This window comes from Pseudomonas sp. FA-1 (genome assembly GCF_056856075.1).
On sequence record NZ_JBWXTH010000015.1, the window covers coordinates 39,104 to 54,050 of the forward strand.

Annotated in this window: 18 protein-coding genes; 6 read left to right on the forward strand and 12 right to left on the reverse strand. The window is 63.4% G+C overall.

Annotated features, from left to right (window positions below; translation table 11 throughout):
* Positions 1–3 precede the first annotated feature (3 nt).
* From AC1MHZ_RS21970 to AC1MHZ_RS21985, 4 genes are all read right to left on the reverse strand, one after another.
* The gene (locus tag AC1MHZ_RS21970) at positions 4–348 is read right to left on the reverse strand and encodes a YciI family protein (protein ID WP_084858410.1); all 345 of its coding nucleotides are present in this window, start codon (positions 346–348) and stop codon (positions 4–6) included.
* A 46-nt stretch (positions 349–394) separates the two neighbouring features.
* Positions 395–820, reverse strand: a complete 426-nt coding sequence (locus tag AC1MHZ_RS21975; RefSeq protein WP_368829944.1) for a YybH family protein — start codon at positions 818–820, stop codon at positions 395–397.
* A 147-nt stretch (positions 821–967) separates the two neighbouring features.
* Positions 968–1,612: a LysE family translocator gene (locus AC1MHZ_RS21980; protein WP_084858408.1), complete on the reverse strand. Its 645-nt coding sequence runs from the start codon at positions 1,610–1,612 to the stop codon at positions 968–970.
* A gap of 321 nt (positions 1,613–1,933) precedes the next feature.
* Positions 1,934–2,191: a DUF2790 domain-containing protein gene (locus AC1MHZ_RS21985; protein ID WP_084858407.1), complete on the reverse strand. Its 258-nt coding sequence runs from the start codon at positions 2,189–2,191 to the stop codon at positions 1,934–1,936.
* A gap of 266 nt (positions 2,192–2,457) precedes the next feature.
* On the opposite strand from AC1MHZ_RS21985, the gene AC1MHZ_RS21990 reads away from it, so the two are divergent.
* Positions 2,458–2,907 carry a GNAT family N-acetyltransferase gene (locus tag AC1MHZ_RS21990; RefSeq protein ID WP_084858406.1) on the forward strand — a complete coding sequence of 150 codons (450 nt, stop codon included), beginning with the start codon at positions 2,458–2,460 and terminating at the stop codon, positions 2,905–2,907.
* On the opposite strand, the gene def is transcribed toward AC1MHZ_RS21990, so the two are convergent.
* On the reverse strand, positions 2,862–3,398 hold the full coding sequence (gene def, locus AC1MHZ_RS21995; RefSeq protein WP_084858405.1) for a peptide deformylase: 537 nt from the start codon (positions 3,396–3,398) through the stop codon (positions 2,862–2,864). The two genes, AC1MHZ_RS21990 and def, sit on opposite strands and share 46 nt — an antisense overlap.
* A complete protein-coding gene (locus tag AC1MHZ_RS22000; RefSeq protein WP_084858404.1) occupies positions 3,395–4,348 on the reverse strand; it encodes a YihY/virulence factor BrkB family protein in 954 nt (317 codons plus the stop codon). Before AC1MHZ_RS22000 ends, def begins: the two co-directional genes overlap by 4 nt.
* 243 nt (positions 4,349–4,591) lie before the next feature.
* Here AC1MHZ_RS22000 and AC1MHZ_RS22005 point away from each other — a divergent pair, with 243 nt between their 5' ends.
* A complete protein-coding gene (locus AC1MHZ_RS22005; RefSeq protein WP_084858403.1) occupies positions 4,592–4,972 on the forward strand; it encodes a hypothetical protein in 381 nt (126 codons plus the stop codon).
* On the opposite strand, the gene AC1MHZ_RS22010 is transcribed toward AC1MHZ_RS22005, so the two are convergent.
* Entirely contained in the window at positions 4,973–5,809 is an 837-nt protein-coding gene (locus AC1MHZ_RS22010) for a CvfB family protein (protein ID WP_084858402.1), read from the reverse strand.
* A 130-nt stretch (positions 5,810–5,939) separates the two neighbouring features.
* Between AC1MHZ_RS22010 and AC1MHZ_RS22015 the strand changes: the two genes are divergently transcribed.
* Both AC1MHZ_RS22015 and AC1MHZ_RS22020 read left to right on the forward strand, forming a co-directional pair.
* Complete coding sequence (locus AC1MHZ_RS22015) at positions 5,940–6,809, forward strand: DUF6279 family lipoprotein (RefSeq protein WP_084858401.1); 870 nt, start codon at positions 5,940–5,942, stop codon at positions 6,807–6,809.
* Positions 6,810–6,924: 115 nt separating this feature from the next.
* Positions 6,925–7,281 carry a hypothetical protein gene (locus AC1MHZ_RS22020; protein WP_084858400.1) on the forward strand — a complete coding sequence of 119 codons (357 nt, stop codon included), beginning with the start codon at positions 6,925–6,927 and terminating at the stop codon, positions 7,279–7,281.
* A gap of 75 nt (positions 7,282–7,356) precedes the next feature.
* Here the strand turns inward: AC1MHZ_RS22020 and aceK are convergent, their stop codons facing one another.
* Positions 7,357–9,072 carry a bifunctional isocitrate dehydrogenase kinase/phosphatase gene (gene aceK, locus AC1MHZ_RS22025; protein ID WP_482966914.1) on the reverse strand — a complete coding sequence of 572 codons (1,716 nt, stop codon included), beginning with the start codon at positions 9,070–9,072 and terminating at the stop codon, positions 7,357–7,359.
* Positions 9,073–9,287: 215 nt separating this feature from the next.
* On the opposite strand from aceK, the gene AC1MHZ_RS22030 reads away from it, so the two are divergent.
* Positions 9,288–10,160 (forward strand): DMT family transporter, encoded by an 873-nt coding sequence (locus tag AC1MHZ_RS22030; protein WP_084858398.1) that lies wholly within the window; start codon positions 9,288–9,290, stop codon positions 10,158–10,160.
* A 73-nt stretch (positions 10,161–10,233) separates the two neighbouring features.
* Here the strand turns inward: AC1MHZ_RS22030 and AC1MHZ_RS22035 are convergent, their stop codons facing one another.
* The 4 genes from AC1MHZ_RS22035 to cysK all read right to left on the reverse strand — a co-directional run bounded on the left by AC1MHZ_RS22035 (position 10,234) and on the right by cysK (position 13,662).
* Positions 10,234–11,115, reverse strand: a complete 882-nt coding sequence (locus AC1MHZ_RS22035) for a DMT family transporter (protein WP_084858397.1) — start codon at positions 11,113–11,115, stop codon at positions 10,234–10,236.
* Positions 11,116–11,230: 115 nt separating this feature from the next.
* Positions 11,231–11,395, reverse strand: a complete 165-nt coding sequence (locus AC1MHZ_RS22040; protein ID WP_172403051.1) for a hypothetical protein — start codon at positions 11,393–11,395, stop codon at positions 11,231–11,233.
* A gap of 117 nt (positions 11,396–11,512) precedes the next feature.
* A complete protein-coding gene (locus AC1MHZ_RS22045; RefSeq protein ID WP_482966915.1) occupies positions 11,513–12,448 on the reverse strand; it encodes an aspartyl/asparaginyl beta-hydroxylase domain-containing protein in 936 nt (311 codons plus the stop codon).
* A gap of 239 nt (positions 12,449–12,687) precedes the next feature.
* Complete coding sequence (gene cysK, locus AC1MHZ_RS22050) at positions 12,688–13,662, reverse strand: cysteine synthase A (protein WP_084858395.1); 975 nt, start codon at positions 13,660–13,662, stop codon at positions 12,688–12,690.
* Between the two features lie 125 nt (positions 13,663–13,787).
* On the opposite strand from cysK, the gene AC1MHZ_RS22055 reads away from it, so the two are divergent.
* Entirely contained in the window at positions 13,788–14,861 is a 1,074-nt protein-coding gene (locus AC1MHZ_RS22055) for an AsmA family protein (protein ID WP_084858394.1), read from the forward strand.
* The last annotated feature ends 86 nt before the right edge of the window (positions 14,862–14,947 follow it).

Here is a 14,947-nt window from a genome sequence, read left to right on the forward strand (position 1 = left end):
TTGTCAAGGTTGCAGCTCGCGCACCGGCCGCACTTCGACGCTGCCGACCCGCGCCGCCGGAATCCCCTTGGCGATGTTCAGCGCCTCGTTGAGGTCGCGGGCATCGACCAGGTAGAAGCCGGCCAACTGTTCCTTGGTCTCGGCGAACGGGCCGTCGGTCAGGCTCATGCGCCCGCCACGCACGCGTACCGTAGTGGCGGTCTGCACAGGCTTGAGCGCCTCGGCCGCGAGCATTCGCCCGGACCCCTGCAGCGATTCGGCGTAGGCCATGCATTCGGCGTCTTCGGGGCTGTCGGGCAAGCTGTGCAGCAGCCCTTCGTCACAATAGACCAGGCACAGGTATTTCATGGTCGTCTCCAATGCAGGGGTCGCGGGCAATTGCCGATGAGCGGTATCAGGGCTTGAGGTTGAACAGCGCCTTCTGGGTCTGCATGTCGAACGGCGCCGACCAGTGTTCATGGATGACCTGCCACTGCCCGCCCCTACGACGATAGCCCACGGTGGCGCGCATGAAGCCGCATTGGCTTTCGTTGTCGGCCGGGCCGCAGCGGTTGAGCCAATGGGCCAGGGCCAGGTCACCGTCGGCATGCACGGTCAACTGGGCGAGTTCGAAGACCATCGGCCCGGTGCACATGCCCATGCACATCTCCCAATGCGCCCGGTAGGCCGCTTTGCCCTTGAATTGCAGTTCCTGGATGGCATCGAACGCCAGGATATCGTCGGCATAGGGCGCGGTGATCGCATCGAGGTCGCGGTCACGCACGGCTTGCATCCAACCTTCGATCAATTGGCGGATTTCGGTTTCGGCTGCAGTGTTCATCGGTGTTTCCTCCGATCGCTCATGAGTGGGTGGCACCGGGAGAAGCCGGTGCCTTCATGACTGGTCGAACTGGGATCGGGGAAATCGACACCGCGCTGAAAATCTTTTTTTGTCGCGTCCGCGACGGGACCACGCTATTAACCAGGCTTATGACGCCGGGCTGGCCAGAATGAACTCACGATAACCGGAGAGAATCACGTACCCCGCGAAGTAGCAGAAGATCGCCGCCGACAACAGGTACGACCAAGTCAGCAAACGATCCCCCAGCAGACGCCCGCCGTGGCTGGCGATACCACACAGGGCCAGGCACCAGACCACCCCGGCGGCGAAGAAGCCTCCCAGGAACAACCCGGCCTCCAGCAGCCCACCGGCACCGGAGCGGGAAATCAGCACCCCTCCCACCGCAGCGAACCAGAGAATGGCACTGGGCGAGGACATGGCCAGGAACATTCCTCGCAGGAACTCGCGCCAGGCCGGCTCGATCACCACCTGCCCACGGGCCTCCAGGTGCCCGCCACGCCAGGCCGCCAGTGCCATCTTCAGCGCAAACCACACCAACAGCGCCGAGCCGCCAAGCCACAAGGTCCAGCGCACCGCCTCGAACTGCAACAGCACGGTCATGCCCGCCAACGCCGCGACGGCATAGATCAGGTCACCAACGCACGTTCCCAAGCCCAGCCAGAGGCCTTGCATGAAGCCGCGGCGCATCGCCAAGGTGATCATGGCGATGTTGGCCACGCCGATGTCCAGGCACAAGGACAGGCTCAGAAGGAATCCATTCGAAAAAGGCATGGGGCACTCTGTATACGCTACGGCTCGAGAAGAGGCGCATTGTGCCTGGCTTGCAGCGTGGATGTCAGGCCCGCGCAGCCTGCTCGACCGCTTGGCCTCCTTTCCCGGGCGAGGCCGATGGCACCGCCAGCATTGGCTGCCGAGTACCAACTACACTCTAGAACCTTGCCGCTGGGTGGTCGCTGGCAAAAACCGTTTGTCCTGCGACGCCCTGTGGGAGCGGTGGTCCCACAGGGCAGCACTGATCAATGGTTCTCTGCGCGACAGCGCAGCCCGAAGGGTTGGGCTATCTCCTTCAAGGTCGAAGGCGGCGCCGACGTTTCAGCCCTGGCTGCAACCTTCGCCCATGGCACGATATTGGATGGTGTGCACCTGGCCTTGATGGTCCTCGTAGGTCATGGTGGCGGGCACCACTTCGCAGACGTTGGGGATGGTCGAAAGGCTGATCACCCGCTTGATGTCCAGGTTCATGGAGTAGTCGTACTGCTCGACAACAGGCTGGGTGGAGGCGGTCTTGACCTCGTCTGCCAGGGCGAACGAGGACATACCGACCAATGCAAGAATCAGTAAGGGTTTCATGGTATATGGCCTTAAAAGCAATCAAACTGATCGATTGACTTCATATGCCGGAAATGGCGCGGAGAAGTTGTCATCGACTTCGAGATGACACGAAGTACCGATCCCGCTGCGTACGGGGGATGGAGAAAATTCTACTCCCCGCCGGTAATAGTTGAACCCCAAACTCGGACAATCACCCTTGCGTGGCCTGCAACAATTCATGACAGGCCTGCACCAGGGAGGCTGCAGGTCAGCCATTGTGATGTCACAATCGGCACATGACGACGATGCCCGCACTTGACTGCCGCCCCCTCACCCGCCTCGAACGCAAGTTGCTCGATCACTTCTACCGCCAGCACGGCTCGCGCATGCGCGCGGCTGGCGATGGCGAATCATGGGTGGCTCGGGCCGATGGCATCGTCGGCGGCATGAACCTGAGCCCCGTGGCCGATGGCCGTTGGCTCACCGGCCTGTTCGTGGCGCCGCAATGGCGTGGCCGGCAGGTCGCCACGCACTTGATCGAGGCAGCATTGGCCGCCAACGCGCCCCCTACCTGGCTGTTCTGCCATCCGGAGCTGGAAGCGTTCTACCAACGCATGGGCTTTACCGTCACCGCTGTCCTGCCCGACGCCCTGGGCGCACGCCTGACGCGCTACCAGCGCAGCAAGCGCCTAGTGGCGATGGTACGAGGTCAATCGTCGCGGGCATCCAGCCCGGGAAACAGCACCTCGGTATAGCCGAACCGGCTGAAATCCTGGATGCGCGACGGGTACAGGCGGCCGATCAGGTGGTCGCACTCGTGCTGCACCACCCGGGCATGGAAACCGTCGGCGAAGCGGTTGATCGGGTTGCCCTGTGGGTCGATGCCTTCGTAGCGGATATGCCGAAAGCGTGGCACCACGCCACGCAGGCCGGGCACCGACAGGCAGCCTTCCCAGCCGTCCTCGACCTCCATCCCCACGGGCGTGATCACCGGGTTGAGCAGGATCGTCTGCGGTACCGGCTCGGCATCGGGGTAGCGCTCGCTGCGCTCGAAGCCGAAGATCACCAACTGCAGGTCGATGCCGACCTGTGGCGCGGCCAGGCCCACACCCCCTACATGGCGCATGGTCTCGAACATATCGTCGATCAACTGCTGCAGCTCGGCGCTGCCGAGCAGCTCCTGCGGCACTGGCGGGGCGATGCGCAGCAGGCGTTCGTCGCCCATCTTCAGGATGTCACGGATCATCGCGGGTTCGGCTCGCTGGGCTGGGGCTCGACCGGGTGCTCATGGCCGAGCACGGTCAGGGTCTGCTTGGCGGCCTGGCCGGTGGCTTCCTTCTGGCCAGGGTTCTTGCCTTCACTCGACATGTGCTCGATGACCGCATTCATTTCCGCGCCCAACAGCAGTACCGCGGCGGAGATGTAGAAATACAGCAGCAGCACGATGATCGCACCGATGCTGCCGTACATCGCGTTGTAGTCGGCGAAGGTCTTCACATAGTACCCGAACGCCAGCGAGGCGATGATCCACACGACGACCGCCAGCACCGAGCCTGGGGTGATGAAACGAAACTCCTGCTTCACATCGGGCATCACGTAGTAGATCAATGCCACCGCCACCATCATCAGGATGATGATCGACGGCCAGCGCAGGATGGTCCACACCGTGACGATCACTTCCTGCATGCCGACCTGGGCGGCGATCCATTCCATCACCTGCGGCCCGAGCACCATCAGTGCCGCAGCCGCCAGGAGCATGCCGGCGATGCCGACGGTGTAGATGATCGACAGCGGCAGGCGCTTCCACACCGGGCGCCCTTCGGGCACGTCGTAGGCGGCGTTCATCGCGCTCATCATCAGGCGTACGCCGGCCGAGGCGGTCCATAGGGCAATGACGATACCCACCGACAGCAGCCCGCCCTTGGACTGCTGCAACTGGTCGATCACCGGGTTGACCTGCTCCAAGGCCTGGGGCGGCAGCACCAGCTCCGACTGCAAGCGCAGCCAGGAGAAGAAGTCCGGCAGGTGCAGGAAGCCGATCAGGGCGATGAGGAACAGCAGGAAGGGGAACAGCGAAAACAGCATCTGGTAGGCCAGCGCGGAAGCATAGGTGGACATCTCGTCATCGAGAAATTCGCGAACGGTGCGCACCAGCACGCGGTGCAGGGGCAAGCCGCGCAGGTCGGGGAAAATCATAGCGTCTCCTTTCGCCGCAGGATCGTGTCAGGCAAGGCCAACTGGCAGGCGGTAGGCCCTTTCAATGATGCAAGTCTAATAGACCACGCCAGGTGCGGTGCTGCTCAATCCCGGACACACCGAAGAAATGGCTACGCAATGGGCTATGCCGGGCACGCACTGCGGGAGCATACCGGGCTTGTTCGCCAGCAGCGCCCAACGCACAATACCAGGCCTTTCTAGCGTCAACCCGCAGGAACCTGCATGAAACTCGACAAACCCACCGCCATCGCCCGCCGCAACGAAGTGCTGGAACGGCCGGTGCTCAACCGCGACAACACCTTGTTCGCGATCCTCGACCGCAAGCGCAACCTGTGGTGGTTCGATGTACCGACGGCGCTGCTGCGCAAGGGCCAGCCCGACTGGGTCAACCTGCTGCTGCACACGCCCGAGACCGACACGCTGCAGCACCTGAAGGTGCCGACCAACTTCCTGCGTGCCCATCAGGAACAGATGGAAGTCCGCCACCCCGGCAAGCGCCGCTCGACCATCAGCCTGGCCCTGAGCGCCGACCGCGACTCGCTGCTACGCGACACCCGCCCCGGTGGCGAGCAGCTGGACTTCACGCCTTTCCTGCAGGCCTGATCAGGCTCGCTCGATACGATCGTCAAGGATGACGATACGGCCCTGCTTGTACAGCGCGCCAATCGCTTTCTTGAAATTGCCCTTGCTGACGTTGAACAGCCGGCTGATCACCTCCGGGTCGCTCTTGTCGCAGACCTCGAGCATACCGCCGGCGGCCTCCAGGCGCGCCATGATCTGCTCGGGCAGGCTGTCGGCCAGCACCTTGCCCACCGGCTGCAGGCTCAGGGCGATCTTGCCGTCGTGGCGCACTTCCTTGATGTAGCCCTTCTCGTGCATGCCCGAACGCAGGAACTTGAACACCTCGTTCTTGTGGATCAGGCCCCAGTGGCGGTTGTTGATGATCGCCTTGAAGCCCATCGGCGTCTGCCCGGCCACCAACAGCTCGACCGGCTGGCCGGCCTGGTAGTCGGCCGGGGTGCGATCCAGGTAGCGGTCCAGGCGAGCGGTGGCGGTGATGCGGCGGGTGCGTTTGTCCAGGTAGGCGTGCACCACACAATAATCGCCGATCTTCAGCGGCCGGGACTCTTCCGAGTATGGCATCAGCAGGTCCTTGGACAGGCCCCAGTCGAGGAAGATGCCGGCGCCGTTGATGTCCTTGACCTTGAGGCTGGCGAACTCACCGACCTGCAGCTTGGGCTTCTCGGTGGTGGCGATCAGCTGGTCCTCGCTGTCGAGGTAGATGAACACGTTCAGCCAGTCGTCGACCTCGGTGGCGGTGTCCTTGGGAATGTAGCGCCTGGGCAGCAGGATCTCGCCATCGGCCCCACCGTCGAGGTACAGGCCGAAGTCGGTGTGTTTCACGATTTGCAAACTGTTGTAGCGCCCAAGCAAAGCCATTTACGAAGATCCTCAAGACAAGGCGGCTATTCTACACCTGAACAGCCCCGGCCGCCTGTCCATCCATGCCCAGGAACTGCGGTGGCCAGGTTGCATCTACTGCCAGGCAAGCCCCAGCAAGGATTGGCCCATGCTCCTGACCCTGCGCCACGCGTTCCTCGCCCTCTGCTTCGCCCTGGCCGTGGTGGCCTGCAGCCGCATCGACCTGGCCTATCGCAACCTCGACGTGCTGGTGCCCTGGTCGCTGGGCGACTACCTGAACATGAACCGCCAGCAGAAGGCCTGGCTCGACCAGCGGCTCAAGCAACACCTGGCCTGGCATTGCCAGACCCAGCTGCCCAGCTACCTGGAGTGGCTCGACCAGATCCGCCGGATGGTGGCCAACGATCAGGTTACCGACCAGGCCCTGCGCCAGCGCACCGACGAAGCGCGCCAGGCCATTGTCCGGGTCGCTGAGGCGATCACGCCATCAGCCACCGAGTTGTTGCGTGGTATGAGCGATGATCAGGTCAAGGAGATGAGCCAGGCCTTGCGCGACGATATCCACAAGCGCCAGACGCAATACGACAAGACGCCACTGCACAAGCAGGTCAGCGAACGCGCCCAGCGCATGGAAGAGCGCCTGGAGCCCTGGTTCGGCGAGCTCAACGCGCCCCAGCGCCTGCGCGTGCTGACCTGGTCCCAGGCGCTGGGGGACCAGAACGGCCAGCGCATTGCCAATCGCGCCCACTGGCAGCAGCAACTGGTAAAGGCCATGGCCCAGCGCAACACCCCCGCCTTCGAGCCTCGGATCGCCCAGCTGCTACAACGCAAGGAAAGCCTATGGAGCCCGGAATACCGCATCGCCTTTCAGCGCTCCGAGCAACAGGCTCGCAGCCTGCTGGTAGACCTGATGAAGCAGAGCACCCCCGGGCAGCGGCAGTTTCTCCAACAGCGGTTGAGCAAGGTGCGCGCTGATTTCCGTGAGCTGAAGTGCCTGCAAGCCGCAGCCACACGATGACCAGCGACACCTCATGCCAGACATATCTACCGCAGGTTCTACAGGGGTATCGACACAATGCACAGCAAGGCATCACAGCCGACGCCATTCACCTTTTTGTCGAGAGCACTGACCCATGAAGACCGATTTCACCAATCAGGACGAGAATGCGCCCTTCTACTCCGGCTCGTTGGAGGACTTGCTGAGCGCCATCTACGCGGATGGCTGCGTTTCGGCCCAGGAATACAGGGCCATTCGGGATGAAGCGGACAAGCGTATCGAGACACTTATCGGGCTGCTGGGATCACGCAACAGCACCCTGACCGCCTACATGAACTCGATGGATGTCACCATGCAGTTGCTACAGTTGGCGGCTCTGCAGGCCAAGAAAGCCAAGCTGACCGATACCGGGAAAGCTATCGTCCGTGATGCGCTGCAAGCGCAGCTCGAATACCTCAAGGCGGGTACCCACCTGGTGCTTACCCAGCTGTGAAATAACGACGCATGGGCACCACCACACGCTTCGGTGATGCCTGTGCGTCCGGCTGCACAAAAGCCGTGGCCAGGCTCAGCGTGCGTTACGCCGATACGGAAACACATCGATGACCTTCCCGTCACGAATCGCCGCCTGCAGTCCCTTCCAGTAATCGGCGTCATACAGCTCCCCATGCAGCCGGCTGAACAATCGCCGCTGGCCGATATCGGCAAACAGGAACGGTGGGAACTCTTCGGGGAACACGTCGTGGGGCCCAATCGAGTACCAGGGCTCGCCAGACATTTCGTCCTCCGGGTAGCGAGGCGGCGGAATGTGCCGGAAATTCACCTCGGTGAGGAAGCTGATCTCGTCATAGTCATAGAACACCACCCGGCCATGGCGGGTGACGCCGAAGTTCTTCAGCAGCATGTCGCCCGGAAAGATATTCGCCGCCGCCAGCTGCTTGATCGCCAGGCCGTAATCCTCCAAGGCCTCCAGCACCTGGGCCTCGCTGGCCTGCTCGAGGTAGAGGTTGAGCGGGGTCATGCGCCGTTCCGTCCAGCAGTGGCGAATACGCACGGTATCGCCTTCGAGCACCACGGTCGAAGGCGCCACCTCCAGCAGTTCGGCCAGGCACTGGGGGTCGAACTTGACCTTGGGGAAGCGAAAGTCGGCGAACTCCTGGGTATCGGCCATGCGCCCGACCCGGTCGACGCTTTTCACCAGGCGGTACTTGTCGATCACCGTGGCCCGGTCGACGGTCTTGGACGGCGAAAAACGGTCCTTGATGATCTTGAACACCGTATTGAAGCCGGTCAGGGTGAATACGCTCATCACCATGCCCCGCACCCCCGGCGCCATGATGAAGCGATCCTCGGTGGTCGCCAGGTGGTTGATCAAGGCACGGTAGAACTCCGACTTGCCATGCTTGTAGAAGCCGATGGAGGTGTACAGCTCGGCGATATGCTTGCCAGGCAGGATACGCTTGAGAAAACCGACGAATTCCGCGGGCACCGGCACGTCGACCATGAAATACGAACGGGTGAAGGAAAAGATGATCGAGACTTCGGCTTCGTCGGTGATCAGCGCATCCGCCTCGATGCCATGGCCCTCGCGGTGCAGCAACGGGATCACCAGCGGCCATTGCTCGTCGGGGGTATACAGCCGCCCGACCAAGTAGGCGCCCTTGTTGCGGTACAGCACCGGCGAAAACAGCTCCACGGCCAATGCCGGATCCTTGCACACCCAGTCCGGCAGGCAGTCGCGCAGTTGCCCCTCCAAGCGCGCCACGTCACCCTCCAGGTCAGCGTAGGGCACGTCGAACGGATAGTCGGCAAACACGGCCCGCAGCAGGTTGCGCAGGCTGCCGTCCGGCCGGTAGGTACGAGTCTGCGCCGCACGTTCGTGGCCACGCATCGAGGGTCGGGTGGTGTGGATGAACATGCAGCCATCGCTGATCAGGTCATGACTGAACAGGCTGCAGAAGATCGAGTTGTACCACGTCTCCGACAGTTCATCGTCCAGCCGTGGGTCGATCAGCCTGATGTAGGCGCTCTTGACCAGCGGCCACTGCTCCACGTCCAGCAGCACCATCTCGGCGAAACCTTGGCGCAGCCAACCGTTGACTTCATTGACCTTGGCCTCGTAGAGGTTGATCCGCCTCGCGGCCGCCCGCTGGGTTTCCTGCCACTGAGCCTGTTCGAAACGCTCACGGGCACCGAGTGTGATGCGCCGGAAATGCTCGCGGTAGTCGTCGAAGCCATCGAGAATCATCCGGGCGATCTGAGCTGCCGGCCAGGGCTGGGACATGCGAAGGACCTCTGTGCTGGGGTTCAACACGTCAGCTTAGTTTCATCTCCCGCTCTTGGTATCGCCCTTCGCGGGTAACAGGGGCAGCACACCGTCCCACCTGTGTGGGCTTGTCCCGCGACAGGACCAGCGCGAATTCACACCGCAAGAAAGGACAAGAACCGCTTTCCCCCGCTAGCGTACACTCGCGCCCTTGCCGATCGCTGGAGACCATCGTGAGCCCCACCGCCCTTGCCCGCCTGCTGACCCTTGCCGCCGTCTGGGGAGCGAGCTTCCTGTTCATGCGTATCATCGCCCCGGAGCTTGGCACGGTGCCGACCGCATTCTTCCGGGTATCGATCGCCTGCCTGGGGCTGATGGCCATCCTGGCGGCGGCACGGGTGCGCTGGAACTTCCAAGGCAAACTGGGTGCCTGCCTGGTGCTGGGGATGATCAACTCAGGAATTCCAGCCACTTTCTATTCGGTGGCGGCCCAGGTGCTGCCGGCGGGCTATTCGGCGATCTTCAATGCCACCACACCGTTGATGGGCGTGCTCATCGGCGTGCTGTTCTTCCGTGAGCCGATGACCCTGGCCAAGCTGTGCGGGATCTTCCTCGGCCTGTTCGGTGTCGGCATCCTAAGCGGCGCAGGCCCCGTTGCCCTGGACCTGGCCCTGCTGCAAGGCGCCCTGGCCTGCCTGGCCGCGACCACCTGCTATGGCTTCGCCGGTTTTCTCGCCCGGCGTTGGCTGAGCGACCTGGACAGCCGGCTTTCCGCCCTGGGCAGCATGCTGGGCGCCACCTTGCTGCTGACCCCGCTGTTCGCCTGGAGCGCCCTGACCCAGCCTCCGGCCAGCTGGGGCGGTTGGCAGGTCTGGTCGTCGCTGCTGGGCCTGGGCCTGTTGTGCACAGCCTTCGCCTACATCCTGTACTTCCGCCTGCTGGCTGAGATCGGGCCGGTGAAGGCCAGCACCGTGACCTTCCTGATCCCGGTGTTCGGCGTGCTCTGGGGCGCCTGGCTGCTGGACGAGCCGCTGTCGATGGCGCACCTGTATGGCGGCGTGCTGATTGGCATGGCGCTGTGGCTGGTGCTGCGACCGGCCAGATAGCGATCGCGAGGCAAGGCCGCCCCTGCAGGAGCGGCCTTGCGCCGCGAACGGGCCGCAAAGCGGCCCCCGGGCCTCAAGCCTCAGCCGGCCGCAACCCCGGCTTGCGGAACACGAACAGCAAGCCGACGACGATCAACCCCATCCCCAGCAGGCTGAGCGGTGCCAGCCGGTTGCCGAAGATCAGGAAGTCCATCACCGCCGTCACCGCCGGCACCAGGTAGAACAGGCTGGTGACATTGACCAGGTTGCCTCGGGCGATCAGCCGGTACAGCAGAAGGGTCGCCAGCAACGACACCACCAGGCCCATCCACAACAGCGCGCCGAAGAAGGTCGCGTTCCATTGCACATGCAACGGTTGCAGCGGCGCGAATACCGCGCACAGGGCGAAACCGGCCAGGTATTGCAGCGGCAAGGTGCCCATGGGGTTGTCGGTGATGCGCTTCTGCAGGATCGAGCCAAAGGTCATACTGGCCAGCGCCAGCAGGGCGAACAGCATTCCGGCCAGGGATACCCCGCCCAGGTTGATGCCCTGGTACACCACCATCACCAGCCCGCCGAGCCCCAAGCCCAGGCCGAACAAGCGGCTCCAGGAACGCTGGCGCTCCATCAGCACCACAGTGAGGATAGGTTGCACGCCCATCACCGTAGCCATCACGCCGGGCGTGACGTGAGTATCGAGCGCCAGCAGGTAAAAGACCTGATAGGCGCCCAGCAGTACGCAGCCAGTCCCCAGGGCACGCAGGATCGCACCCGGGGTACGCGGCCAACGCAGCCCCAGCAATGGGCCGATCAGCAGCAGGCCGGCCAGGGCCAGCGCCGAGCGCAGCAAGAGGAAGGCGAACGGGCTGGCCTGGGCCAGGCCGAGCTTGGAGACGATCGCCCCGCTGCTCCACAGCAGGACGAACAAGCTGGTCGTGGCCGCCGAGACCACGGATGCTTTGGAAAAGACAGACATGTGTTGCCACCTGTATTGGGCAAGAAAGCCAAACGGCAGGCTGTCGCGTTAGCGAGGGATATAGCCGACCGTGTTCAGTAGGTTGCGCGTGCGGTGGGGTGCGGCCAGGGGCCGGTCAGCCCAGCACCACGACTGCGCAAGGAGGCGGAGCTACGCCGCCTACGACGCCACTGACAGGTGGTGGGTAGTGACTGATCATGGCCGGCTGCTGGCTGCCACGCACGGCCACGCCCGCGACAGGCGCGAGGACGAAAGCAGTGGTGGAAGGGATGGCTGGCATGAACAGGTCTTCTGGAAGGATGTGAATGGATCCGACTATAGCGGCGTATCCGCTACTGGGCAAGGCGCGTGATGATCAGGGCCCGATCGCCGGTTCGCCGACGATCGGGCCAGGGCGTCAGAACAACCAGCGGTACAGCAGGTAGGCCACCACCATCGCCAGCACCGGCCGCAGGATGCGGTAGGCCTTGGGGTTGGCGCGCTTGAACTGCTTCACCCGGGTGCTGATCCGGTTGCTGAAGCGCTTGCTCCAGGCATAGGCCTGGTTGATGCCGCCCACGCGCTCGTCATCGGTGTTCTGTGGCGCGGTGGCGCGCCCGAGGAAGGCACTGACCTTGCGGTTGATGCGGGTCATCAGCGGGCTGCTGAGCGGCCGCTCGATGTCACAGAACAGGATGACGCGGGTGACGTCGGTCTCGTTCTTGACCCAGTGCACGTAGGTTTCGTCGAACATCACGTCCTCGCCGTCGCGCCAGGCGTACGGCTGGCCATCGACATAGATGCGGCAGTTGTCCGAATTGGGCGTCGACAGGCCCAGGTGATAGCGCAGCGAGCCGGCGAAGGGATCACGGTGCGGGTTCAGGTGGCTGCCGCCCGGCAGCAGGGCGAACATGGCGCCCTTGACATTGGGGATGCGGCTGACCAGTTCGACGGTCCTGGGGCAGAGCATTTCGGCCGAGGGCAACGGCTTGTCGTACCATTTCAGGTAGAAACGCTTCCAGCCCTTCTTGAAGAACGAACCGAAGCCGGCATCGTTGTCCTTCTCCGCCGCGCGGATGTAGCCCTCGTCGAACAGGCGCATGGCCTCTTCACGGATCACCTCCCAGTTGTCCTTGAGCACGTCCAGTTCCGGAAAGCGCTGGCGGTCCAGGTAGGGCTTGGAAGGTACGCCGGAAAAGAGATACATCAGGCTGTTGTAAGGGGCGAACAACGCTGAATGGTTGACGAACTGGCGCAACACCGGCAAGCGCGCCTTGCCGCGCAAGTGCACGAACAGCACACTACCGAAGAACACCAGCAGGACACCTGCCTTGGCTGCAAAGGAAAAGGTCATGCAACAACTCCTTGGAGAGGAAACCAGGCCGTAGCCTGCTCCCACGCAAAATCATCCGGCCATCATAAACCCATCCGGCCCCGGTAAAAACAACCGGGGCCGGACTGCAGTGTTGAGGATTTTGCAACAAAGCGCGCCATCGAGCATTGCGCCGGATCAGCGGTATGCTGGACAAGCTCCCAGGCTACGCGTGCTTCGTGGGAGCCGGCTTGCCGGCGATTAGGTTGCCCAGCAGCCGCCTACTGCTGGTTTTCCTGCTCGGTGAACAGGTCGCTGAACAACATGCTCGAGAGGTAGCGCTCGCCGGAGTCCGGCAGGATCACCACGATGGTCTTGCCCTGCATCTCGGGCTTCTCGGCCAGGCGCACCGCCGCCGCCATCGCCGCACCACAGGAGATACCGCAGAGGATGCCCTCTTCCTGCATCAGGCGCAGCGCCATGGCCTTGGCCTCCTCGTCGGTGACCGTCTCGACCTGGTCGACCACCGACAGGTCCAGGTTCTTCGGCACGAAACCTGCGCCGATACCCTGGATCTTGTGCGGGCTGGGCTTGAGCTCCTCGCCGGCCAGGGTCTGGCTGATCAGCGGCGAAGCCACAGGCTCCACCGCCACCGAAAGGATCGACTTGCCCTGGGTGTGCTTGATATAGCGCGAAACACCGGTGATGGTGCCGCCGGTGCCGACGCCCGCCACCAGCACGTCCACCGCGCCGTCGGTGTCGTTCCAGATCTCGGGGCCGGTGGTCTTCTCATGGATCGCCGGGTTGGCCGGGTTGTCGAACTGCCCCGGCAGGTAGTACTTGCCAGGCTCGGAAGCAACGATCTCGTTGGCTTTCTCGATCGCGCCCTTCATGCCCTTGGCCGGGTCGGTGAGCACCAGTTCGGCGCCCAGGGCCTTGAGCACCTTGCGCCGCTCCAGGCTCATGGAAGCGGGCATGGTCAGGAGCAGCTTGTAGCCACGGGCAGCGGCTACGAACGCTAGGCCGATGCCGGTGTTGCCCGAGGTCGGTTCGACGATGGTCATGCCCGGCTTGAGCTTGCCACTGCTCTCGGCATCCCAGACCATGCTCGCGCCGATCCGGCACTTGACCGAATAACCTGGGTTACGCCCTTCGATCTTGGCCAGGACGGTCACCCCGCGCGGGGCGATGCGGTTGATCTGCACCAGCGGCGTGTTGCCGATGGAATGGGCATTGTCTGCGTAGATGCGGCTCATGGCAGGGTCCTTAACCGTGCAGGAAAGCCTCAAGGGTAAGCCCGCCCCACAGGCCAGTAAAGCCCGTTCGAACTCGGCCAAGCCCGGCGCGGTCAACCGGACAACCCGCCCTCGGAGAGCCTTCGATGAAAGCGCGTTACCGCTGGCCGTTGCTCGGCGTCACCGGCCTGGTTGCCCTGTTGCTGGCCCTGCACCTGGCCCTGCCCTACCTGGTGCGCGACTACCTCAACGACAGGCTGGCCGACATGGGCGACTACCGCGGCCACATCACCGATGTCGACCTGGCCTGGTGGCGCGGCGCCTACCAGGTCAACGGCCTGAAGATCGTCAAGACCACCGGCAAGGTCCCGGTGCCGCTGCTCGATGCGCCGCTGGTCGACCTGTCGGTGAGCTGGCGCGCGCTGTGGTACGACCAGGCAGTGGTGGCCGAAGTGGTGTTCGTGCACCCAGAGCTGAACTTCGTCGACGGTGGCAACAAGCGCAATTCCCAGACCGGCCAGGGCACCGACTGGCGCCAGCAGCTGGAGAAGCTGCTGCCCATCACCCTCAACGAAGTGCGCATCGACGACGGCACCCTGACCTTTCGCAACTTCACCTCCAAGCCGCCCGTGGACCTGAAGGCCACCCAACTGCAGGCCAGCATCCGCAACCTGACCAATGTGCGCGACGAGAAAGGCCGGCGCGACGCCAGCTTCGACGGCACGGCGCGCCTGCTGGGCGACGCCCGGGTGGAAAGCCGCGCCACCTTCGACCCGTTCAGCGACTTCGACGACTTCGAATTCCGCCTGCGCGCCACCGACATCCAGCTGCGCCGGCTCAACGATTTCGCCAGTGCCTATGGCAAGTTCGACTTCAACGCCGGGCACGGTGACCTGGTGATTGAAGCCCAGGCCGAACAGGGCCGGCTCAACGGCTACATCAAGCCGCTATTGCGCGATGTGGACGTGTTCAACTGGCAGCAGGACGTCGAAGACAAGGACAAGGGTTTCTTCCGTTCGATCTGGGAAGCGTTGGTCGGCGCCAGCGAAACGGTGCTGAAGAACCAGCCCAAGAACCAGTTCGCCACCCGTGTGGAGCTCAGCGGCAGCGTGCACCAACGCGACATCAGTGGGTTCGAGGCGTTCTTGCAGATCCTGCGCAATGGCTTCATCCAGGCGTTCAATGCACGTTACGAGCAGTCGCCGCCCGATTCCGACTGAACCGGGGCGCGACGCACCATTCAGAGACTGAATACCCAGTCTGCGTTTGCAGGCGCCGGGCGCGGCGTTATAGTCGCTGACAAATC